Genomic DNA, 22,074 nt, shown 5'->3' on the forward strand with positions numbered 1-22,074 from the left:
GAAAATGCAGCGCGCAATATCTCGCCGTGATGAGGATCCGGAATGACGTCGTGACACGCGTCCACAAAAAGCGATGCGCATTTCCGCACGACGTCTCAGGAATGTACGGCTGGTCCTGCACGTCGGGCATCGGCGACGACGGAGGCGAGCCCCGTCCCCGCGACCCATGCCCCGGTGACGTGCAGCCCGCCGACGTCGTCGAGCACGGCCCGCAGCCGGGCGACGCGGTCCGCGTGCCCGAGCGCCGCGAACGGCAGCCCCGCACCGAAGCGCACGACCTTCGCGCCGACGACGTGCGCGGGCGTGAGCGGCACGCCGAGCAACTGCCCCGCGTCGTGGAGGGCCGTGCGTTCGAGGGACGTCGCCGACGCGTCGCCGGGGTCGGGGTCGCCGCCGAGCCGCCCGTAGGAGAGCCGCACGGCGTGGTGGCCGTCGGGCAGCGCGTCGCGCACCCACGCCCATTTGGCGCTCGAGTGCGTGAGCGCCTTGGCGCGCACGCCGTGCGCCGCGTTGACACCCTGCGCGACGAGCACGCCCGTGCCGCGCGGCGCGGCGTCGAGCCGCGGGTCGGCGAGGACGAGGGTGACGAGGCTCACGTGCCCGCTTGGCAGCTCGGGCAGAACGGAGCCGGGCACGTGCGGGGCGAGGAGGCGCGCGGCCTCGGCCGCGGTCGTCGCGACGACGACGTCCTCGGCGTCGAGAGTGGCCGACGCCCGCGCCCCGACGGCGTCCTCGAAAGTCCCGGGACGCGCGGGCCCGAGCGCGTGGATGCGCCAGCCGTCGCCGGTCCGCTCGAGACGTTCGACGTGCGTCGAGCGTCGGACGTCGCCGCCGCGCGCCGCGAGGTCCGCGAGGAGCGCGGCGCCGAGCGTGTGCATGCCGCCGCGGAGCCCCGCGACGGCCGACCCGGCGGGTGCGGCGGCCCGCAGCGCCGCGGCTGCGGCGACGAGCGAGCCGTGCCGGGCGACGTCCTCGCGCAGGCCGGGCGCAACGGCGTCGACGTCGAGGAGGTCCGCGCTCGCGGAGTGGACGCCACCGGCGACGGGCGCGACGAACGCGCGCAGCACGTCGTCGCCGAGGCGTGCCCGGACGAGGTGCCCGACGCTCACGCCGTCCGCACCCGCAGGGGGCCGTGTCCCGACGGACGCGGGCAGCGCGCCGTCGAGGCGCGCCCGCAGCCAGGCACGTGTCCCGAGTGCGCGCCGCACGACGTCGAGGTCACCCGGGATGCCGAGCACCCCCGAGCGCGGCAGCGGCATGAGCGCGTCGGGCGTCCGCACCCACGCGGGAGCGTCGGCGGGCGTGACGATCTCGCCCGCGAGGCCGAGCTCGTCGAGCAGGTCCGCGACCGCGGTCGAACGGGTCGCGAAGGACTCGGCGCCCGCGTCGAGCGTCACGCGGTCGAACGGGGAGTCGTCGGGGCACTGTGGCTCGGCGCCGTCGAGCCCGCCACGCTCGACGACGAGGGGGCCCACGCTGCCGCCGACGTGCGCGGACGCCTCGAGAAGCACGACGGAACGCCCGGCGCGGGCGAGCTCGCGCGCGGCGGTGAGCCCGGCGACGCCTCCGCCGACGACGATCGTGCGGCTCATGAGTTCTCCGGCTGCCAGTCGTGGACGGTGCGGACGATGCCCGTGAGGACATCGGGGTCGGCGTCCGGCGGGACGCCGTGGCCGAGGTTGACGACGTGCGCGGGCGCGGCGAGGCCGCGGCGCAGGACGTCGTGGACGTGTGCGTCGAGCGTCGCACGGGGCGTGAAGAGGTAAGAAGGGTCGACGTTCCCCTGCAGGGGCGTCGCGTGCCCGAGCAGCGCGGAGGCCTCGTCGAGCGGCGTGCGGTGGTCGACGCCGACGACGTCCGCGCCGACGTCGCGCATCGCGGCGAGCAGGTGCCCAGTGCCGGTGCCGAAGTGGACGACGGGCACGCGCTGCCCGCCGACGTCGAGGGCGCGCACGGCGTCGAGCGCGAGCGCGGAGAACGGCGCGACGGACTCCGTGTAGGACGCGAGGGACAGCGAGCCTGCCCACGAGTCGAAGAGCTGGACGACGCTCGCGCCGGCCCGCACCTGCGTGACGAGGAAGTCCGACGTCACGCGGGCGCACCACGTGAGGAGGCGCGCCCAGAGCTCGGGGTCGGCGTGCATGAGGCCGCGTGCCGCGAGGTGGTCGCGTGACGGACGGCCCTCGACGAGGTACGCCGCGAGGGTGAAGGGCGCGCCGCCGAAGCCGACGAGAGGCGTGTCGCCGAGGCCGGACGCGCCGGGCTCCGCGGCGAGCCCTGCGACGGTGAGGGCGACGGCCTCGGCGATCGGGGCGAGGGCCGTCTCGTCGAGGCTCAGCTCCTCGAGCCGCGCGACGTCGTCGGCCGTCCGCACGGGCGCGCCGAGGACCGGCCCGATGCCGGGGGCGATGTCGACGTCGACGCCCGCGAGCCGCAGCGGCACGACGATGTCGGAGAAGAACACGGCGGCGTCGACGTGGTGGCGTCGCACGGGCTGGAGCGTGATCTCCGCGGCGAGCTCGGGCCGCAGGCACGACTCGATCATCCCGACGCCCTCGCGGACGCGCCGGTACTCGGGCAGGGAGCGTCCGGCCTGGCGCATGAACCAGACGGGTGCGACGTCCGGCCGTTCGCCACGAAATGCGCGCACAGCGCGCGACGAAGATGTCACATTGTCAGCAAGGGGATGCGTCGTGAGATTCACAAGAACTGATTGTGCCGTGAATTCGTCGCAGTGGTTCAATCATTCTCACCGTGAACATCTTGTCCTTCTCCGCGTCGCACCACGACCTCGACCTCGACCTGCTCGAGATGCTCGGGTCGGTGGGTCCGGGGCTCGCGCGCGACGTCGTCGCGCCCGCCCCGGGGATCGTCGTCCCTCCGGCCGGCGCGGTCGTCCTCGCGACGTGCAACCGCGTCGAGGTCTACGTCGAGGCCGACGACGCGGCCGAGGCGACCGCGCGCGTCGCCACCGTCGTCGGTGCAGCCACCGGTCTGCCGCGCGACGAGGTCACGGCCTCGCTCACGCGTCGGACGGGCGTCGACGCGGCCCGGCACCTCCTGCGCGTCGCCTCGGGCCTCGAGTCGATGGTCGTCGGTGAGCGCGAGATCGCCGGCCAGGTGCGTCGGGCCGCGGTCCGCGCGCGTGAGCTCGGCACGTCGACACCAGCGCTCGACCTCCTCTTCGAGGAGGCATCGCGCACGTCGCGTCGCGTCGAGGCCGCGACGGGCCTCGGCGCCGTCGGCCGCTCCGTCGTCGGCGTCGGTCTCGACCTCGCGGGGGAGAACCTGCCGCCGTGGCGGCAGGTGCGGGCCGTGCTCGTCGGCACGGGCTCGTACGCGGGGGCGGCCTTCGCGGCGCTCCGCAGCCGCGGCGTCGTCGACGTCCGCGTCCACTCCCGCTCGGGACGCGCCGAGGGCTTCGCGCACGCGCGCGGCGGCCTCGCGGTCGTGGGCGACGGCCTCGTCGACGCGGTCGCCGCCGCCGACCTCGTCGTCTCCTGCTCGGGTCGTGTCGGGCACGTCCTCGACGCGGCGGGCGGCGCGTCGGCACGCGAGCGTGCGACCGCCCGCGCCGGGCGCCGGGCGCGCGAGCCCGACCCGACGGTGCGTCCCCTCGTCATCCTTGACCTCGCTCTGCGGCGCGACGTCGAGGCCGCGGTCGGTGACGTCGAGGGTGTCCTCCTTCTCGACCTCGCGACGATCGGTGCGCACGCCCCCGCGGCGGGGCCGCGACCGGTCGCGCACGCGGAGTCCCTCGTCGAGGAAGGTGTCGCCGGGCTCTCGGGCCGCGAGCTGCGCCGCCGCGTCGACGCCGCCGTCAAGGACGAGGCGCTCGCCCTCACCGCGGCGGCCGAGCGCGAAGCTGCGACCGCGGGCGTCGACGCCCGCGCGGCGCGTCGCGACGCGTACGCGCGCCGGCACGCCGCGCTCCTCGCGGCGAAGGCGGCGGCCGCGCACCGTCTCACGCACTGACGCACAGGGTCTCGCCCCGACGGCCGGTCCCGACGTACGGTGGTCGGGCCCGTGCACGGTCCGACCGTGCGGGGGGCGCTCGGGGGAGACGGCGACGCTCGTCGCCGTCGGGCGTGAGCACGGACGACGACGCTGGGACGGATGACGACGATGTGGACTGACGCGCAACGCACGACTGTGAGGGCCGGCCGCCCTGCCCGACACCGGGGCGGGCGCGCTGCCGCGCTCGTGAGCGCTGCGGCGCTCGTCGTGGGGGTCGGCGTGGCGGTCGTCGAGGCGGCGCCCGCCGCCGCTGCGCCTGTGGCCGCTGCGCCTGTGGCCGCTGCGCCCGTGGCCGCTGCGCCCGTGGTCGCGGCGAACGACGGCGACGGGCAGACGTTCGACACCGCGCTCGGCCGCTTCGACGCGGGCAGCATCATCACCGACGAGGTCTTCTTCGCCGGCGCCGACCTCAGCGCGGCGCAGGTCCAGACGTTCCTCGAGGGCAAGGTCCCGGACTGCGCCGCGACGACAGGGCCGACGTGCCTCAAGGACTTCCGCCTCACGACCGCGTCGGTCAAGGCCAACGACTACTGCCGCGCGTACAAGGGTGCGAAGAACGAGCGCGCGTCGACCGTCATCTCCAAGGTCGCCGCCGCGTGCGGGGTGAGCGCGAAGTCGCTCCTCGTGCTGCTCCAGAAGGAACAGGGACTCGTCACCGCGAAGGCGCCCACGCAGCGTCAGTACGACGCCGCGACCGGCTTCGCATGCCCCGACAACGGCGGGTGCAACCCGGAGAACGCAGGGTTCTTCAACCAGGTGTACGGCGCAGGGCGGCAGTACCAGCGGTACGTCAAGGAGACCGGTATCTACAACTGGCGACCCGCGGGCGAGACACATGAGATCCTCTACCACCCGAACCGCAGTTGCGGCACGCGGACGGTGACGATCGCCAACAAGGCCACCGCAGGTCTCTACTACTACACGCCCTACACCCCGAACGCGGCCGCGATGGCGAACCTCTCCGGCACCGGTGACGAGTGCTCGTCGTACGGCAACCGCAACTTCTGGCGCCTCTTCACGCAGTGGTTCGGCTCGACGACGGTGAGCGTCACCGGTCCGGTCCAGGCGGCGTGGCTGCGGGCGGGCGGCGTCGACGGCAGCTTCGGACGGCAGCAGTCGGCGGTCCGCTGCTCGACGGGCTCGCCCCGCTACTGCGTGCAGACGTTCGCGGGCGGCACGGTCGCGTCGGCGGGGTCGTCGGGCTTCACGATGCCGGGCTCGGCGCTCCGCACGCGCTGGACGACAGCCGGCTCGGAGAAGGGCGCGCTCGGCTGGCCCAAGGCTGCGCAGCGGTGCGGCGCGGGCGGTGTGTGCACGCAGAAGTTCACGGGCGGGTACGCGGCGACCTCGCCGAAGACCGGGACGCGCGCGGTGCTCGGACGCCTCTCGACCGCGTGGGTGAAGGCTGGCGGACGCAACGGTGCGCTGGGCCTGCCGCGTGCCGAGCAGCGGTGCACGCGCTCCGGGAAGTCGTGCACGCAGAAGTTCCAGGGCGGGTACGCGACGACGCACCCGACGTACGGCACGCGGACCGTCACGGGCGACTTCTCGTCCCGCTGGGTGCGCACGGGCGGGCGGAACGGGTCGCTCGGCTGGCCGACGACGTCGCGCTACTGCTCGAAGGTCAAGGGCGGTGCGACGGCGTGCGGCCAGCGCTTCGCGAAGGGCGCGATCACGTCGCACACGCGGTACGGCGTCCAGCACGTCAACGGCCGCATCGGTGCGGAGTGGCTCGCGCGGGCGAAGGCGGGCCGCTCGGTCGGGTACGCGAAGGCGCCGACGAGCTGCTCGAAGCGCAAGGGCGTCAACACGTGCCGGCAGGAGTTCTCCTCGGCGACGCTCGTGTCGCGCACGGGCAAGCGCACGGTCGCGGTGACGGGCATCAACCGCACGCTGTTCCTCAAGAACGAGAAGAAGCTCGGCCTGCCGACGTCGGACCGCACGTGCTCGGGCACGGGTAAGAAGAAGGTGTGCACGCAGTCGTTCGCGAAGGGCAAGATCGTCAAGAAGGGTTCGGGGCGGTCGAAGGTCGTGCTCACGCGTCGCTGACGACGGACGGCTGAGCACGCTCTCATTCGCAGGCGACGTCCAGCGAGCGTCGAGGTTCGCGTCAGCGCACCGCGGTGAACTCAGGGTGAACACACACCCGAGCGATCCCCGGAGCCCGCCGTGCAGCACCTTCCTCTTGTCCTCGCCGATCTTGTCGCGATCAGCGTCCTCGTCCTCGCGGTGTACCACCCGCGGCACCGGCGCAAGGACCTCGCCGTCGCGTTCTTCGGCGTCAACGTCGGGGTCATGGCGGTCGCCGTCGTCCTCTCGGGCACGACGGTCGGTGCGGGGCTGGGCCTCGGGCTCTTCGGTGTCCTCTCGATCATCCGACTGCGGTCGACCGAGCTGAGCCAGCGAGAGGTCGCGTACTACTTCGTGGCGCTCGCGCTCGGGCTCGTCTCGGGCCTCGGGGCGACGAGCGTCGCCGTGACGGCGGCGTTGCTCGTCGGCCTCGTCGCAGTTCTCGCGATCGTCGACGCGCCGGGCTTCCTCGGGCGTGACCGGGAACGGCTCGTCGTCCTCGACGCCGCGTACACGGACGACGTGGCGCTCGCGGACGCGGTCGAGCGTCTGCTCGGGGTGCGCCCGCACACGCTCGACGTTGTGCGGCTCGACCTCGTCAACGACTCGACGACTGTGACGGTCCGGTTCCGTGAGCCGCGCGGCGGGCGTGCCGTCGCGGGTGACGCGGCGCTGCCCGTCGCGGTGACGGCATGAGCGCGGCGCTGCTCGACGCCCCGGTCTGGGCCGGTGCGGTCGAGGGCCTCGCGCCGGTGGGGCTCGACGAGCTCGTCGAGACGGCGGGGCTGCTCGCGCGCATCGACCGCAAGTACGTCGTGCCCCTCCCTGTCGTCGCCGAGGTTGTCGGACGGCTTGCGGGCGTGCGGGTCCTCGACGTCGGTGGGCGTCGGGCGTCGGCGTACGGCTCCGTGTACTTCGACACGCCGGACCTCGCGTGCTTCCGCATGTCCGCGCACGCGCGCCGCCGCCGGGTCAAGGTGCGTTCGCGCACGTACCTCGACTCGGGCGTCGCGTTCACGGAGGTGAAGACGCGCGGTCCGCGCGGGCTCACGGTCAAGGACCGGCAGCCCCGTGCGGGGGCGGACGACGCTCTCGGCGCGGACGATCGTGACTATGTCGCGGGCGTCCTGCGCGCGCGGGTGCCGTCCGACGGCGCCCTGGAGCCGGTGACGCTCGCGCCGGTGCTGCGGACGACGTACACGCGGACGACGCTCGCCCTCCCGGATGGTGCCCGCGCGACCGTCGACCTCGACCTCGTGTGGCGCACGCCCGGGAGCACGGCGGCGTGCGGTGTCGAGGGCGTCGCCGTCGTCGAGACGAAGTCGCCCGGCGGGGCGACGGTGCTCGACCGGGCGCTGTGGCGCGCGGGCGTGCGGCCCTCGCGGTTGTCGAAGTTCGGGGCGGGCCTCGTCGTGCTCGACCCGTCGCTCCCTGCGCACCGGTGGTGCTCGACGCTCCGCCGGCTCCCGCTGTACGCGGCCTGAGCCGCACGACGCTCCTGCGGCCCCGAGCCGCTCCTGCGACCCCAGTCGCGCCCTTGTTCCTGCCGTGGCCTGCCGGCCCGGCTCCCCCCGCCTGGAAGGTGCCCTCCCATGACTCGTCTGTCCTCCCTCGGTCCCACGACCCGTTCCGCGCGCCCGGACCGGTCCGCTCGCGCTGGTGCGCGGCGGCGGCTCACTGCCGCGACGCTCCTCGGCCTCGGCGGCGCGGCGCTGCTTGCCGGCTGCACCGACGACGCGACCGCGACCGACCCCGCGGACCCGGCGACCCTGAGCGCCGCCGAGGCCGAGGCGGTCGTCGCGGACGCGTCGGTCGACGCCGCGACCGTGCTCGCAGAGAACGCGAACGCGTCGGTGACGACGCCCGACGAGTGGGCGTCCGACGACGTCGTCGACGTCGCGCTCGCGGGCGACGCCGCGACGACGACGGGCACGGGCGTGACGTCGTCGGGCGGAGTCGTGACGATCTCGGCGGCGGGGGTCTACCGGCTCTCGGGCGAGCTGGCCGGGTCGGTCGTCGTCGCGGCGCCCGACGACGCACGCGTCGTCCTCGTGCTCGACGGCGTGACGATTACGTCGCCGACGTCGGCCGCGATCGCCGTGACGAGCGCGGACGACGTCGTCCTCCACTTGGCCGAGGGCTCGACGAGCACCCTCGAGGACGCGACCACGCGCACCGACGGCGACGCGACGGACGAGGCCGTGTGGTCGGACGCCGACCTCACGGTGTCGGGCTCGGGGACGCTTGCCGTGACGGCGCACGTCAACGACGGGATCGTCGCGACGGACGACCTCGCGGTGCTCGACGGCACGCTCACGGTGACCGCGGTCGACGACGGCCTGCGCGGCAAGGACGCGCTCGAGATCCGTGGCGGGTCGGTGACGATCGACGCGGGCGGGGACGGTCTGACGAGTGACGAGGACGAGGACATGACGTCGGGCACCGTGACGCTCACGGGTGGCGACGTCGTCATTACCGCGGGCGACGACGGCGTGCAGGCGACGACGGACGTCGTCGTCACGGGCGGGACGCTCACGGTGTCGGCGGGCGGCGGGGCGGACGGCGCGTCGGCCTCGGCCTCGGCGTCCTCGGACGGGGAGACCGCGAAGGCGCACGGGGTCACGGCGGGCGTCCACCTCGTCGTGGCGGGCGGCGCGCTCGAGGTCGACGCGGCCGAGGACGCGCTCACGAGCGACGGCGCGCTGCGCGTCGAGGGCGGGTCCCTCACGCTCGCGGCGGGTGACGACGGGCTGCACGCGGACACGGCGTTGACGATCGCCGCGGGCGACGTCACGGTGACGCGGTCCGAGGAGGGCGTCGAGAGCTTCGCGATCCGGGTCGAGGGCGGGACGGTCGACGTCACGGCGTCGGACGACGGGTTCAACGCGTCGGGCGACGTGCCGGGCACGTCGACGACGTCGACGACGTCGGGGGACGCCGGTGCGGAGGCCGACGGGGCGCCGACGGCCGGCCCGGACGGCGCACGACCCACGGACCTGCCCACGGACATGCCGGCGGACATGCCGACGGGTGGCCCTGGCGACGGCGGCACCCGACCCGAGCGGCCCGCCGACGGGGGTCACGACACCGCGAGCGACCCGGGGCGCGGCGGCCAGGGCGGCGGCCCCGGCGGAGGTGGGGGATCGGAGGCCGACGGCGGGCAGAGCCTCGTCGTCGCGGGCGGGACCGTCACGGTGAGCGCGGGCGGCGACGGCCTCGACTCGAACGGCTCGCTCACCGTGAGCGGCGGCACCGTCGTCGTCGGCGGCTCCCGCGACCCCGAGAGCGCGTTCGACGTCAACGGGACGTTCGCGCTCACGGGCGGCACCGTTCTTGCGACGGGCGCGATCGGCATGAACGAGTCGCCGGACCCGGACGCGTCGACGCAGGCGTGGCTCCAGTCGAACCTCACGACGACCCTCGCCGCGGGCACGCGCCTCACGCTCGTCGACGCGTCGGGCGCCACGATCCTCACGCTCACGGCGTCGGGGCCGGCGACGCAGGTCCTCGTCTCGTCGGCGGACCTCACCGACGCGGCGAGCTACACGCTCACGGCGGACGACGCCGAGGTCGCGACCGTCGTCGCGGGCGAGACCCCCGCCGGAGGGCGCGGCGGTCGGTGAGCCGCGCGGGACGCGGCACCTGCGGGCCGGGGCCCGCTCACCTGTAGCGTCTCACCATGAGGCTGGGAGTCCTGGACGTCGGGTCCAACACGGTGCACATGCTCGTCGTCGACGCGGAGCGTAGCCGCCCGCACGTGCCCGTCGCGAACCGTCGCTCGATCGTGCGGCTCATGCGCTTCCTCGAGCCCGACGGCTCGATCGGCGCCGAGGGGATCGACCTCATCCTCGCGGGCGTCCGCGACGGCCGCGAGCTCGCGCGCGAGCACGGCATCGCCGAGCTGCTCGTCCTCGTGACGTCGGCGATCCGCGAGGCACCGAACGGCGCGGACGTCATCGCGCGCATCGAGGAGATCCTCGGCGAGCAGATCGCCATCCTCTCGGGCGAGGAGGAGGCCGCGCTGACGTTCTTCGCAGCGCGGCGCTGGCACGGCTGGGGTGCGGGACGCATCCTCCTGCTCGACATCGGCGGGGGGTCGCTCGAGGTTGCCTACGGTGTCGGCGAGGTGCCGGACGTCGCGTTCTCGCTGCCCCTCGGCGCGGGACGCTCGACGATCCAGTTCCTCGACACGGACGTCTCGACGCCCGAGCAGGTCGAGGCGCTGCGTCACCACGCGCGGGCGGTCCTCGCGGACGCGCTCGGCGAGCTCGACGAGCGGCCTCGGCCCGACCACGTCGTCGCGACGTCGAAGACGTTCCGCTCGCTCGCGCGGCTCGCGGGCATGCAGGTCGAGGCTGTCGGGCCCGACGACCGCTGGCGGCTGCGCCGTTCGATGCTCGCCGACTGGGTGCCGCGCCTCGCGCGGCTCACGGCGCAGGGCCGCACCGAGCTTCCCGGGATCACGCCGGAGCGGACGTACCAGATTGTCGGCGGCGCGATCGTCGCCGAGGAGGCGATGCGCGCGCTCAAGGTCGCCGAGGTCGAGATCTGCCCGTGGGCGATGCGCGAGGGCGCGATCCTGCGGCGCACGGACACGCTCTGACGGGGTACGGACGACGGCGGGGCTCCCGCACCGTGTGGTGCGGGAGCCCCGCCGTCGTCCGGGTCCGCGGTCAGCGGACCTTGAGCTTCACGGTCTTCGATGCCTTCGCGATGCCCGCGGAACCGCTGTAGGAGATCTTCACGGTGCGCGTGCCGCGGGGGAGCTTGATCGTCACGGAGCCGCGGTGCTTCGCCTTGAGGACCACTCGCGTGGTCGTCGAGCCGTGGCGGACCGTGAGGGTGCCGGTCGGCCTGGTGACCCCGGTGACCTTCACCCTCAGCGTGGCCTTGCCCTTGCCTGCCTTCGCGGTGAGGGCCGCGGTCGCGCGGACGATCTTCTTCGTCGCGGGCGAGGTCTTCGTCGTCGTCGTGAACCCGGGGCGTGTGAGCGTGACGCGCACCTTGAGGGTCTTGCCGACGTCAGCAGAGGTGGGCCTGTACGTGCGCTTCGTCGCACCCTTGATGACCTTGCCGGAGCGGTACCAGCGGTACGAGGCCTTCCATCCGGAGGGGGCAGCGGCCGCCGTGAGCGTCCGGCCGACCTTCGCGGTGCCGGTCGTCCGTGCAGCGTAGGGAGCAGCTGCACCACGCGCCGCTCGTGCGCCGGTGACGATGAGGGCACCGGACGAGTGTCCCGGCGCGGTGGCGGTGATGACGGCGTCGATCTGGCGGCCGACGTCCGATCCTGAGACGGCATAGCTCGTGCCGGTGGCACCGATGATCGGTGCTCCGTCGCGCGTCCACTGCACCGTGGTCGTCGTGCCGTCGGCGTCCCACGAGCCGCTCGTGACGTTGACCGTCCGCCCGGCTGCGACGGTCCCGGTGACGCGGGGGGCGGCGGTCGCGCGAGGTGCGTCGCCGACCTTGCCGTAACCGACGGCGGAGACCGCAATCGCGGGGATGTACCCGGGCGCCGTCGCGAGGGTCACGGCTCGCACGTACGTGTGGAGGTCGCGTGCCGTGAGCCGGTACTGCTGTCCCGTCGCGAGGACCTCGCCGTTGCCGGTCCACGTCGTCGTCACGGTGGCGTCGGTGGCGGAGGGCCGCACCGAGCTTCTGAGGGTCTGCAGTGCGCCGACCTGCGCGTTGCCGTCGAGGCGGTTCGAGAGGACGAGCACCCCGCGGGGCTCGGCGATCGTGAGGGTCGATGCGTGCGTCCCGGTGAGGTCCATCACCGCGGCGGCGCCGTAGGTGGCGTTCGGGAGCGCGACCCTCACGAGGTAGGGCCCGGGTACGAGCCGCGTGAAGGACGTCCTGGAAGAGCTCCCGGGGACGGTGGAGATCGTGCTGCTTCCTGTGCGGAGCGACGTGAGCGTCACGGATGCGTTGACGGCCGGGTCGAGGTTCGCGAGCGTGAGGTCGAGCCGAGCGGTCAACGTCGTGAGCGCCAGGGGGTGCGCCGTGACGGTCTCGCCTGCCGCCGGGGCGACGCGCATGAACGATGTGTCGTCCTTCGACGGGAGGTCCGTGCGCCCGAACGGGTACGCCGTGACGAAGGGGACGTCCACGCCGTCGACGACGAGCTTGGACTCGGCGCCGACGAGGACGGTGCTCCCGGGACGGACGGGGACCCGGTAGGTGCCGTCGGCCGCGATTTTGGCCGTGCTCTGGAACGTCCATCCGTTGGTGATGTCGGACCAGATGTTGACCCAGACGCGGCCGTTGGCGAGGGCCTCGGCAGACCCGCTCACGGAGCCGACGATCCAGGCCGAGGGCTGGGCGTCGAAGCGCACGGTGTGCTCCGCCGAGTCGCCGGAGATCTCGAACCGGTCTCCGTCGTCGGGGTCTCCGCCCAGCATCTGACGGTGCACCTGCGACCCGATCCTGCTCGCCAGCCCGAGCGAGAGGGGCCTCCCGGTGGGGACGTTGTTGAAGACCGCCTTGCCGGTCGCGTCGACGACTCCCTCGACGTACGAGGCGCCGGTCGAGCTCCTGCTGTAGGTGTGGAGGGTGACGACCTCGCCCGCCGGGACGTTCGTCGTCTGCACCGTGACGGTCGCGGTGTCGTACGTCGCGGCCTGGGCGGGCGTCGTGCCGATGGCGACGAGCATCGCGGCGAGCGTCGCCGCGACAGCGAGCCGGAGGAGGCTCGGGATCCTGGTCGTGCGTGACATGTTCTCCCCTGGTCGGGCAGCACGATGTCGCGTCGTTCGCGCGATCGGTTCCCGGCGGCCCGTGCCGAAGATAGTGGACTTGTCCGTTCCTCGCGACTTGAGCGATACCGGCCCGTGCCGGTGCGGACCGCGCTCGCAGGCAGGGACCGCGGGACTCGACGCGGAAGCCGCGCCACCCGTCGGTCGTGAGGCGTCCGCTCGGAGGTCAGAGGTAGCGCTCGACGAGCGCGCCCGCAATGCCCGTGTAGGTGGCCGGTGTCATGGCCTGGAGGCGCTCGGTGACGTCGGCCGGCAGGCCGAGGGTGCCGACGAACTCACGCATCTCTGGACCCGTGACGCGGTGGCCGCGCGTGAGCTCCTTGAGCCGCTCGTACGGGTTCTCCATACCGGCGACGCCGGCGACGCCGGCGGCGCGCATGGCCGACTGGATGGCCTCGCCGAGGACCTCCCAGTTGTGGTCGAGGTCGTCGAGGAGCGTCGGCTCCGAGACGGCGAGCGCGGTGAGCCCGCGCGCGACGTTGTCGATCGCGAGGAGCGAGTGGCCGAAGGCCGTGCCGATGTTGCGCTGCGTCGAGGAGTCCGTGAGGTCGCGCTGCATGCGGCTCGTCACCAGGGTTGCGCCGAGCGTGTCGAGGAGCGCGTTGGAGATCTCGAGGTTGGCCTCGGCGTTCTCGAAGCGGATGGGGTTGACCTTGTGGGGCATGGTCGACGAGCCGGTTGCGCCGGGCACGGGGATCTGCGTGAAGAATCCGAGCGAGATGTACGTCCACACGTCGGTCGCGAGGTTGTGGAGGATGCGGTTGAAGCGCGCGACGTCCGCGTAGAGCTCGGCCTGCCAGTCGTGAGACTCGATCTGCGTGGTGAGCGGGTTCCACGTGAGGCCGAGGTGCTGGACGAAGCTCTGCGAGACGGCCGGCCAGTCGGCGCCCGGCACGGCCGCGAGGTGCGCGCCGTAGGTGCCGGTCGCGCCGTTGAGCTTGCCGAGGTACTCGGCGGCCGCGACGCGGCGGGGCTGCCGGCGCAGGCGGGGCGCGGGGGCGGCGAGCTCCTTGCCGACGGGCGGCGGGGGCGCGGGCTGCCCGTGCGTGCGCGAGAGCATGGGGACGTCGGCGTGCTCGCGGGCCATGTCCGCGATCTGCGCGACGAGCGCCTCGGCGGCCGGCAGCCACACCTGGCGGACGGCTCCCTGGACCATGAGCGCGTAGGAGAGGTTGTTGATGTCCTCGCTCGTGCACGCGAAGTGGACGAGCTCGCTCACGGACGGCAGGACCGTCTCGTCGCCGAGGAAGCCGGGGGCGGCGGCGATGCGGCGCTTGATGAAGTACTCGACGGCCTTGACATCGTGGACGGTCTGCCGCTCGATCTCGGCGAGCTCGGCGACGCCGGCGGCGCCGAAGTCGGAGACGATCGCACGGAGGTAGCCCTTCTCGTTCTCCGAGAGGCGTGCTGCGCCCGGGACGACCTGGTGGTCGGTGAGGTGGATGAGCCACTCGACCTCGACGTGGAGGCGTTCGCGGTTGAGCGCGGCCTCGGAGAGGTGGTCGACGAGCGGCGCGACCGCGCGGCGGTAGCGGCCGTCGAGCGCACCCAGGGCGATCGGCGGGTTCGCGTCGGCGAGGATGACGCGGTCGGTCACGGGCGTGGGCGTCGTCGAAGGCATGGCGGCATCCTCCCACGGGGGACGGACATCCGGGCGGGGTCGTCCGACCTGCGACCTGACCACAGGTGAGGCTTCCGAGGACCCCGTCCACGGATCTCCGGGGAGCCCTCGCGGAGCCGTCCCACTGCGCCTACGGTCACCGCCATGACAGATACCGCGCCTCCTGCACCGCCTCCCATCCCCGCGCCCCACGGCGACGAGCTCGCGTGGGTCGCCGCACGACTTGCCCACGTGTCCGGGGTGCTCACCGACGCCCGCGCGACCCTCGTGCAAGTGCGGACGACGACCTGGCGTTCGGGAGCAGCGCTGCGCTTCCTCGAGCTCGTCGGGCTCCTGGCCGACGACCTCGAGGTCGCGTCCGGCCTCGTCGCCGAGGCCGAACGCGCGCTGCCCAGGCTTGGGAGCGCGGCCGTGAGGGCGGAGCAGGCAGTGAGCGCGGCCGGGGCGCAGGCGTGAACGGCGGTCTCACCCCGCCGGCGCCGTTCCCAGCGCCGTCATTGACGACGGGCACGGTCCCGCTCGTCCCGCAGGCGTTGACGGACGGGCTCATGCCGGCGCGCAAGCTCGCGCAGGGTCCCCGAACGTCGGTGCGGGAACCGGCCGACGGCTCGCCGCCGGTCTGCCTCCCGTCCTATGACACGAAGATCGCACGACTTCCGGAACTCCCGCAGGGCATCGTGGTCTCCGGCGGCGCCACGGGCCTCCACGTCGACCTCGACGAGCTCGAGACCCTCGGTACGACGCTGCGACGGCTCACCGACCGGCTCGACGGCGCCGGGGCGCAGCGCGGCATCGCGGTGACGGACGTCCGCGCTCTCGACGAGCGTCTCGGGAGCGCGCTCGTGACGGCGATGGCGAGCGCCGCCGCGTCGGGGGCGACGTTCGAGGTCCTCACGGCGCAGTCAGGCCTGTCGGCCCGTGCGGACGAGGCGCTGGAGGCGCTCGATGAGCTCGGGCGCGGGCTGGTCCGGGCCGCGGACGAGGCGGGAAGGCTCGCGGACGGGCTCGACGGTGCGCGGGAGACGTATGCGCGGGCGGAGGAGCAGGCACGCCCCCGCGAGGAGAGGTGGACGTGGCGTCGGTTCGCGAAGCTCAGCCCGCTCGTCGTGGGCGTGACGAACATCGCGCGGGGGGCGGACCTCGTGACGGACATCCGCAATGACGGGGCCGAACGGACCGACATCGCGACCCCGGTGCTCGACATGGTCACCGACCTGCGCACCCCGCTCTACCCCGTCGTGAGCGTGCTCGGCGCAGCACTGGGTCGGGCACCGAAGCCGCTCACCCGCGGCGGGACCGCCGACTTTCTCACGGAGGTCGCTCACTACGGGCTCTCGGAGCCGGCGACGTTCGTGGTGGCTCATCGGTTCCGGGACGATCTCCCGACCCCCGAGATGAGCCGGCACGCCGCGCCCGAGGGCGCGCGGCGCGCGGGCACGACGACGCAGGCGCTGCGCACCCTCGACGCGATCAACGCGCGCTCGGCGGAGGGCGCGGTCGGTGTGCAGCGCCGGGTCCGTCCGGACGGCTCGAGCTCGTGGGTCGTCTACATCCCGGGCAGCGAGGGGAGCGCGAACCCGGCGGAGAGGGGGTTCTTCCTCGCTGACCACGCCCGGACGTGGGCCGGCAACACCGGGGTCCTGCTGCGTCGGCACGAGCAGGCGATCCGTGCGGTCGAGCGGGCGATGCGCAACGCGGGCGTGAAGGACGGCGAGAAGGTCGTGTTCGTCGGACACAGCCAGGGCGGCGCGATCGGCGCCCTGCTCGCCGCGAAGCGCGGTGCGGGAGGGCTCGTCACGGTGGGGGCGCCGACGGGCGGCATCGACCTCCCGAAGGAGGTCGAGGCGGTGCACATCGAGGTCGAGGGCGACGAGGTCCACGAGCTCGACGGCCGGGAGAACCCGGCGACGTCGACGCGGACGACCGTCACAGTGCGACCGGACGAGGCCGCTGGGACGCCGCACGCGCCGGTCGACAAGATGCACTCCTCGGTCAACGGGGTGCGCGCCGCGGAGGCGCTCGAGGGCTCGGCCGTCACGGCGGCGCTCGACGACGTGCTGGGGGACGCCGGTGGGCGGCCGTCGGGCCCTCTCGAGGAGGCGCTCGCAAGCCCGGTCGAGGTCTACGTGCCCGAGCCGACGACGCGGTGAGGGCTGCTCAGAGGCCCTCGCGCCACCCCGCGGCGATCTCGCAGAAGAGATCGGTCGCCTCGGGCTCGCCGACGCTCACACGGATGCCCTCGCCCGCGAACGGGCGGACGACGACCCCGGCGCTCGCGGCCTCGGCGGCGCGGGCGACGGTCTGCTCGCCGAGCGGCAGCCACACGAAGTTCGCCTGCGTCTCGGGCAGGTCCCAGCCCTGGGCGGTGAGGAGGTCGACGAGCCGGGTGCGTTCGTCGACGAGATCGTCGACGATCTCGAGGAGGCGGTCCTGGACGCCGATCGCGGCGATCGCGGCGCGCTGCGCAACGTGCGAGACGCCGAAGGGCGTCGCGACCGCACGGATGCCCGCGGCGAGACGGGGGCGTGCGACGGCGTACCCGACGCGCAGCCCGGCGAGCCCGTAGGCCTTCGAGAGCGTGCGGAGGAGGACGACGTTGGTGTGGGCGCCGAAGACTGCGACGCCGTCGGGGGCGTCGGGGTCGCGGACGAACTCGACGTAGGCCTCGTCGAGCACGACGACGACGTGCCGCGGCACCGCAGCGAGGAACGCGTCGAGCTCGTCGGCGTGGACGGCGGGGCCTGTCGGGTTGTTGGGCGTGCACACGAGGACGACCTTCGTGCGCTCGGTGACGGCCGCGGCCATCGCGGGCAGGTCGAGGCGCCCGCCTGCGGCGAGCGGGACGCGCACGCCCGTGCCGCCGGCGACCTGGATGGCGATGGGGTAGGCCTCGAAGGACCGCCACGGAAGGACGACCTCGTCGCCTGCGTCGACGAACGCGCCGAGCACGTGCGCGAGCACCGCGACGGAGCCGTTGCCAGCAACGACCTCCTCGGCGCGCACGCCGATCATCCCGGCGATCGCCTCGCAGAGCTCGCTCGCGTGCATGTCGGGGTAGCGGTTGGTGTCCTGCGCGGCGTCGACGATCGCAGCGAGCACCGCGGGGTGCACGGGATAGGGGTTCTCGTTCGAGGAGAGCTTGAACGAGGTCGCTCCTGCACGGGCGCCGGGGACGTAGGCGGGCAGCGCGTCGACCGCGGGCCGCAGCTGAGGGTTGTCGCTCACGCAGGACAGCATCCCACTGACACGGCGGTGGGTGGCTGGCAGGATCGAGGCATGACCTTCGTGCTGCGTGTCATCGTCAACGCCTTCGCCCTGTGGATCACGTCGCTGCTCGTCACGGGCTTCAACATCGTCGGGGCGAGCTCGGCGGAGGGCAAGATCTTCGTCCTGCTGGGTGTCGCGGCGATCTTCGGGGTCGTCAACGCGGCGGTGCGGCCGGTCGTCGCGTTCCTCTCGGTGCCGTTCTACATCCTCACGCTCGGTCTGTTCACGTTCGTCGTCAACACCCTCATGCTCCTGCTCACGGTGTGGATCACGGAGCAGACGTCGTGGGGCATCCGGATCGACGGCGGGTTCTGGACGGCATTCCTCGCGGCCCTGCTCGTCACGGTCGTGTCGTTCTTCGGGTCTCTCGCGATCGGGCGCGCCGACCGCAAGGACCGCTGACACTGCTGGCAGGGACCTCGGTCCCAGAACTTGTGGGTCCCCCACAAAGAATCACCGGTCCCCGTGGCGCGGCAGCCCATCCCTTCGTCGATGATGTCTGCCTACGCTGGCGTAGGTTACGCAACCGTAGCCAGCGCCGGCCGCCCGGTCGGCGTCCCGCCGAGAGTCCTCGGGGAGAACCTTCGTGACCGACGACGCGACCGACAGCACGGGCCCGACCGGCGACGCCGTGCCTATGGTGCAGCTGCTCACGCCCACGGGCGAGCGCACGACCGACCCACGCTGGGAGCCCTACCGGGAGCGCGCCGCGCACCTCGACCACGGCCACGTCCGCGACCTGTGGCGCGACATGGTGCTCGTGCGGGCCTTCGACGACGAGGCGACGTCGCTCCAGCGTCAGGGCCAGCTCGGTCTGTGGGCGCAGTGCCTCGGCCAGGAGGCGGCGCAGGTCGGCTCGGGCCGCGCGCTCGCCCCGCAGGACTACGTCTTCCCGTCGTACCGGGAGCACGGCGTGGCGCACACGCGCGGCGTCGACCTCGCGCAGATCCTCCGGCTGTTCCGTGGCGTCGACCACGGTGGCTGGGACGGCGAGGCGCACCGGTTCCACAACTACACGCTCGTCATCGGCTCGCACACGCTGCACGCGACGGGCTATGCGATGGGTGTCCAGCGCGACGGCGTCGTCGGCACGGGCGACCCGACGGTCGACACCGCTGTCGTCACGTACTTCGGCGACGGCGCGACGGCGCAGGGCGACGTCAACGAGGCGCTCGTCTTCGCAGCGGTCAACCAGGCGCCGCTCGTGCTGTTCTGCCAGAACAACCAGTTCGCGATCTCGGAGCCCAACGAGCGTCAGTTCCGGGTGCCGGTCGCGCGCCGCGGCGAGGGCTTCGGCGTGCCGGGTGTGCGCGTCGACGGCAACGACGTCCTCGCGAACTATGCGGTGACGCAGGAGGCGCTCGAGCGGGCCCGCTCGGGCGGTGGCCCGAGCCTCGTCGAGGCGTTCACGTTCCGCATGGGCGCGCACACGACGTCGGACGACCCGACGCGCTACCGCACGCGCGAGCTCGAGCAGCGGTGGCGTGAGCGCGACCCGATTGCGCGCGTCGAGGCGATGCTGCGACGTGAGGACGGCTGGGACGACGCGTGGGCCGCGCAGGTCGCCGAGGAGGCCGCCGACCTCGGCGCACGCGTGCGCGAGACGGTGCGGTCGATGCCCGCGCCCGCGCCCGCGAGCATGTTCGACCACGTCTATGCGACCCCGCACGCGGCGGTCGAGGACGACCGCGCGTTCTTTGCCGAGTACGAGTCCGGTTTCGCTGACGGAGGTGCCCGATGACCACGACGTCGACGCAGCCCGCGATCGAGGCGCAGGTCGCGCCGTTCCCGACGGGCACGACGACGCTGCCGCTCGCCAAGGCGATCACGCTCGCGATGCGTCAGGCGCTCGCGGAGGACCCGAAGGTTCTCGTCATGGGGGAGGACGTCGGCCGGCTCGGCGGCGTCTTCCGTGTGACGGACGGCCTCCAGGCGGAGTTTGGCGAGGACAGGGTCGTCGACACGCCGCTCGCGGAGTCGGGGATCGTCGGCACGGCGATTGGGCTCGCGATGCGCGGCTACCGCTCGGTCCTCGAGATCCAGTTCGACGGTTTCATCTTCCCGGCGTTCGACCAGATCACGACGCAGCTCGCGAAGATGCGCTACCGCACGTCGGGGCGTGTGAGCCTGCCGATCGTCATCCGGGTGCCGTACGGCGGTGGCATCGGCGCGGTCGAGCACCACTCGGAGAGCCCCGAGGCGCTCTTCGCGCACACGGCGGGTCTGCGTGTCGTCTCGCCGTCGAACCCGGCGGACGCCTACCGCATGCTGCGCGAGGCGATCGCGTCGCCGGACCCGGTCCTCTTCCTCGAGCCGAAGGGCCGCTACTGGGACAAGGGCCCCGTCGAGGTCGCGCCTCTCACGCTCCCGGCGGCCGGTGCGCCGACGGCGTACGACGCGATCGGGCACGAGACGCTCGACCGCGCGGTCGTCGTGCGCCCGGGCACGGACCTCACGCTCGTCGCGTACGGGCCGTCGGTGCACGTCGCGCTCGCGGCGGCCGCGGCCGCCGCGGAGGAGGGTCGCAGCCTCGAGGTCGTTGACCTGCGGACGATCTCGCCGATCGACTTCCCGACGGTCGTGGAGTCGGTGCGCCGGACGGGCCGCTGCGTCGTCGTCCATGAGGCCCCTGTCTTCCACGGTGCGGGCGCGGAGGTCGCGGCACGTGTGACGGAGGAGTGCTTCTTCTCGCTCGAGGCGCCGGTGCTGCGCGTCGGCGGGTTCCACACCCCGTACCCGGTCGCGAAGATCGAGCACGACTACCTGCCCGGGCTTGACCGCGTCCTCGACGCAGTCGACCGCTCGCTGGCCTTCTGAGACGGAGACGCTGTGCCGACCTTCGAGTCTTTCCCCCTGCCGGACGCCGGTGAGGGCCTCACCGAGGCCGAGATCGTCCAGTGGCACGTCGCGGTGGGCGACCGGGTGACGGTCAACCAGACGATCGTCGAGATCGAGACGGCGAAGTCGCTCGTCGAGCTGCCGAGCCCGTGGACGGGCGTCGTCGCGGAGATCCTCGTGCCGGAGGGCACGACGGTCGGGGTGGGGACGCCGATCGTCGTCGTCGACACGGACCCGGACGGTGCTGCGACGCCGGCCGCTCCGGAACCTGCGGCGGCATCCGCGGCTGCGGCTGCCCCGAGCGTGCAGGACGGGGCCGATGCCGGCTCGGGGGCGGTGCTCGTCGGGTACGGCACGGCTGAGCACGCGTCGGCCCGACGTCCGCGCCGGGCCGCGCCCTCGGCTTCGCCGGGCACGCCCGCGGCCGGGTCGGCCGTCGCGCCTGCGGGTTCTTCTTCGGGCGGCGTCGTGGCGCCCGCGCCGGTCCCGGCCCGCGCGCCGGTGGGCACGGCGGCGCCCGCCCCCGAGTCGTCGCGCGGTCCTGCGGTGGTGCTCGCGAAGCCGCCGGTCCGCAAGCTTGCGCGGGACCTTGGGGTCGACCTCACGTCGATCGTCCCGTCGGGCCCGGGTGGCCTCGTCACGCGCGAGGATGTCGTCGCGCAGGCGGAGCGCGCGGACGCGCGCGAGCTCGCGACGTACGCGAACGACACCGACGACGACAGGCCGTGGCTCGCGCAGGGTTCGGTGACGTCCGACGGGCGGCAGACGCGCGTGCCGGTGCGGTCGGTGCGCAAGCGCACGGCCGAGGCCATGGTGGCGAGCGCGTTCTCGGCGCCGCACGTCACGGTGTTCCACACGGTCGACGTCACGCGGACGATGCGTCTCGTCGAGCGGCTGCGCGCGGACCGTGATTTCAAGGACGTGCGGGTGACGCCGCTGCTCGTCGCGATGAAGGCGCTGCTCATCGCGATCGACCGGCACCCGCAGATCAACGCGAGCTGGGACGACGCCGCGCAGGAGATCGTCTACAAGCACTACGTCAACCTCGGGATCGCGGCGGCGACGCCGCGGGGCCTCATGGTGCCGAACATCAAGGACGCGCACCGTGCGACGCTGCTGCAGCTCGCGGAGGCGCTCGCGGGGCTCACGCAGCTGGCGCGGACGGGGAAGACCCCTCCGGCGCACATGCAGGACGGCACGATCACGATCACGAACGTCGGTGTGTTCGGGATCGACACGGGGACGCCGATCCTCAACCCGGGGGAGGCGGCGATCCTCGCGTTCGGCGCGATCCGTGAGCAGCCGTGGGTCCACAAGGGGAAGATCAAGAAGCGGTGGGTGACGCAGCTGGCGCTGAGCGTCGATCACCGTCTTGTCGACGGTGAGTTGGCGAGCCGGGTGCTCGCGGACGTCGCGGCGGTGCTCCACGAGCCGGGTCAGGCCCTCGTCTGGATCTAGCTTTCGCGTTTCTCGACGGATCGACGCCGCCCCCGTCCGACGGGGGAC

The 22,074-nt window shown here is 73.4% G+C and carries 17 protein-coding genes; 12 read left to right on the forward strand and 5 right to left on the reverse strand.

Annotated elements, in window-relative coordinates; genetic code table 11:
- Nucleotides 1-95 precede the first annotated feature (95 nt).
- Both C1729_RS10355 and hemE read right to left on the reverse strand, forming a co-directional pair.
- Entirely contained in the window at nucleotides 96-1,592 is a 1,497-nt protein-coding gene (locus tag C1729_RS10355; protein ID WP_102509874.1) for a protoporphyrinogen/coproporphyrinogen oxidase, read from the reverse strand.
- Nucleotides 1,589-2,704: a uroporphyrinogen decarboxylase gene (gene hemE / locus C1729_RS10360; RefSeq protein ID WP_102509875.1), complete on the reverse strand. Its 1,116-nt coding sequence runs from the start codon at nucleotides 2,702-2,704 to the stop codon at nucleotides 1,589-1,591. The genes C1729_RS10355 and hemE overlap by 4 nt, the downstream gene beginning before the upstream one ends.
- A 50-nt stretch (nucleotides 2,705-2,754) precedes the next feature.
- Here hemE and C1729_RS10365 point away from each other — a divergent pair, with 50 nt between their 5' ends.
- The 6 genes from C1729_RS10365 (at nucleotide 2,755) to C1729_RS10390 (ending at nucleotide 10,690) form a co-directional block, all read left to right on the forward strand.
- Entirely contained in the window at nucleotides 2,755-3,975 is a 1,221-nt protein-coding gene (locus C1729_RS10365; RefSeq protein ID WP_165375483.1) for a glutamyl-tRNA reductase, read from the forward strand.
- Between the two features lie 141 nt (nucleotides 3,976-4,116).
- Nucleotides 4,117-6,066, forward strand: a complete 1,950-nt coding sequence (locus tag C1729_RS10370; protein WP_102509877.1) for an LGFP repeat-containing protein — start codon at nucleotides 4,117-4,119, stop codon at nucleotides 6,064-6,066.
- Between the two features lie 120 nt (nucleotides 6,067-6,186).
- Complete coding sequence (locus tag C1729_RS10375; RefSeq protein ID WP_102509878.1) at nucleotides 6,187-6,783, forward strand: DUF4956 domain-containing protein; 597 nt, start codon at nucleotides 6,187-6,189, stop codon at nucleotides 6,781-6,783.
- Nucleotides 6,780-7,571 (forward strand): VTC domain-containing protein, encoded by a 792-nt coding sequence (locus C1729_RS10380; RefSeq protein ID WP_102509879.1) that lies wholly within the window; start codon nucleotides 6,780-6,782, stop codon nucleotides 7,569-7,571. Before C1729_RS10375 ends, C1729_RS10380 begins: the two co-directional genes overlap by 4 nt.
- 108 nt (nucleotides 7,572-7,679) lie before the next feature.
- Nucleotides 7,680-9,710 carry a carbohydrate-binding domain-containing protein gene (locus tag C1729_RS10385; RefSeq protein WP_102509880.1) on the forward strand — a complete coding sequence of 677 codons (2,031 nt, stop codon included), beginning with the start codon at nucleotides 7,680-7,682 and terminating at the stop codon, nucleotides 9,708-9,710.
- Nucleotides 9,711-9,766: 56 nt separating this feature from the next.
- Nucleotides 9,767-10,690, forward strand: a complete 924-nt coding sequence (locus C1729_RS10390; protein ID WP_102509881.1) for a Ppx/GppA family phosphatase — start codon at nucleotides 9,767-9,769, stop codon at nucleotides 10,688-10,690.
- 70 nt (nucleotides 10,691-10,760) lie between these two features.
- Here the strand turns inward: C1729_RS10390 and C1729_RS10395 are convergent, their stop codons facing one another.
- Both C1729_RS10395 and purB read right to left on the reverse strand, forming a co-directional pair.
- Nucleotides 10,761-12,803, reverse strand: a complete 2,043-nt coding sequence (locus tag C1729_RS10395) for a hypothetical protein (RefSeq protein WP_102509882.1) — start codon at nucleotides 12,801-12,803, stop codon at nucleotides 10,761-10,763.
- A gap of 205 nt (nucleotides 12,804-13,008) precedes the next feature.
- Complete coding sequence (purB, locus tag C1729_RS10400) at nucleotides 13,009-14,463, reverse strand: adenylosuccinate lyase (protein ID WP_102509883.1); 1,455 nt, start codon at nucleotides 14,461-14,463, stop codon at nucleotides 13,009-13,011.
- A 144-nt stretch (nucleotides 14,464-14,607) separates the two neighbouring features.
- On the opposite strand from purB, the gene C1729_RS10405 reads away from it, so the two are divergent.
- Together C1729_RS10405 and C1729_RS10410 are read left to right on the forward strand one after the other, a co-directional pair.
- The gene (locus tag C1729_RS10405) at nucleotides 14,608-14,919 is read left to right on the forward strand and encodes a hypothetical protein (protein WP_129590728.1); all 312 of its coding nucleotides are present in this window, start codon (nucleotides 14,608-14,610) and stop codon (nucleotides 14,917-14,919) included.
- A complete protein-coding gene (locus C1729_RS10410; RefSeq protein ID WP_102509885.1) occupies nucleotides 14,916-16,613 on the forward strand; it encodes a lipase family protein in 1,698 nt (565 codons plus the stop codon). Before C1729_RS10405 ends, C1729_RS10410 begins: the two co-directional genes overlap by 4 nt.
- A gap of 7 nt (nucleotides 16,614-16,620) precedes the next feature.
- On the opposite strand, the gene hisC is transcribed toward C1729_RS10410, so the two are convergent.
- Nucleotides 16,621-17,700: a histidinol-phosphate transaminase gene (gene hisC / locus C1729_RS10415; RefSeq protein ID WP_102509886.1), complete on the reverse strand. Its 1,080-nt coding sequence runs from the start codon at nucleotides 17,698-17,700 to the stop codon at nucleotides 16,621-16,623.
- Between the two features lie 39 nt (nucleotides 17,701-17,739).
- On the opposite strand from hisC, the gene C1729_RS10420 reads away from it, so the two are divergent.
- The 4 genes from C1729_RS10420 to C1729_RS10435 all read left to right on the forward strand — a co-directional run bounded on the left by C1729_RS10420 (nucleotide 17,740) and on the right by C1729_RS10435 (nucleotide 22,026).
- Entirely contained in the window at nucleotides 17,740-18,132 is a 393-nt protein-coding gene (locus C1729_RS10420) for a phage holin family protein (RefSeq protein ID WP_102509887.1), read from the forward strand.
- Nucleotides 18,133-18,316: 184 nt separating this feature from the next.
- Nucleotides 18,317-19,471 carry a pyruvate dehydrogenase (acetyl-transferring) E1 component subunit alpha gene (pdhA, locus tag C1729_RS10425; protein ID WP_102509888.1) on the forward strand — a complete coding sequence of 385 codons (1,155 nt, stop codon included), beginning with the start codon at nucleotides 18,317-18,319 and terminating at the stop codon, nucleotides 19,469-19,471.
- On the forward strand, nucleotides 19,468-20,547 hold the full coding sequence (locus C1729_RS10430) for an alpha-ketoacid dehydrogenase subunit beta (RefSeq protein ID WP_102509889.1): 1,080 nt from the start codon (nucleotides 19,468-19,470) through the stop codon (nucleotides 20,545-20,547). Before pdhA ends, C1729_RS10430 begins: the two co-directional genes overlap by 4 nt.
- Before the next feature lie 12 nt (nucleotides 20,548-20,559).
- Nucleotides 20,560-22,026 carry a dihydrolipoamide acetyltransferase family protein gene (locus C1729_RS10435; RefSeq protein WP_102509890.1) on the forward strand — a complete coding sequence of 489 codons (1,467 nt, stop codon included), beginning with the start codon at nucleotides 20,560-20,562 and terminating at the stop codon, nucleotides 22,024-22,026.
- Nucleotides 22,027-22,074: the final 48 nt, after the last annotated feature.

The sequence above is a fragment of the Sanguibacter massiliensis genome (assembly GCF_900240335.1).
Classification (GTDB): Bacteria; Actinomycetota; Actinomycetes; order Actinomycetales; family Cellulomonadaceae; genus Flavimobilis; species Flavimobilis massiliensis.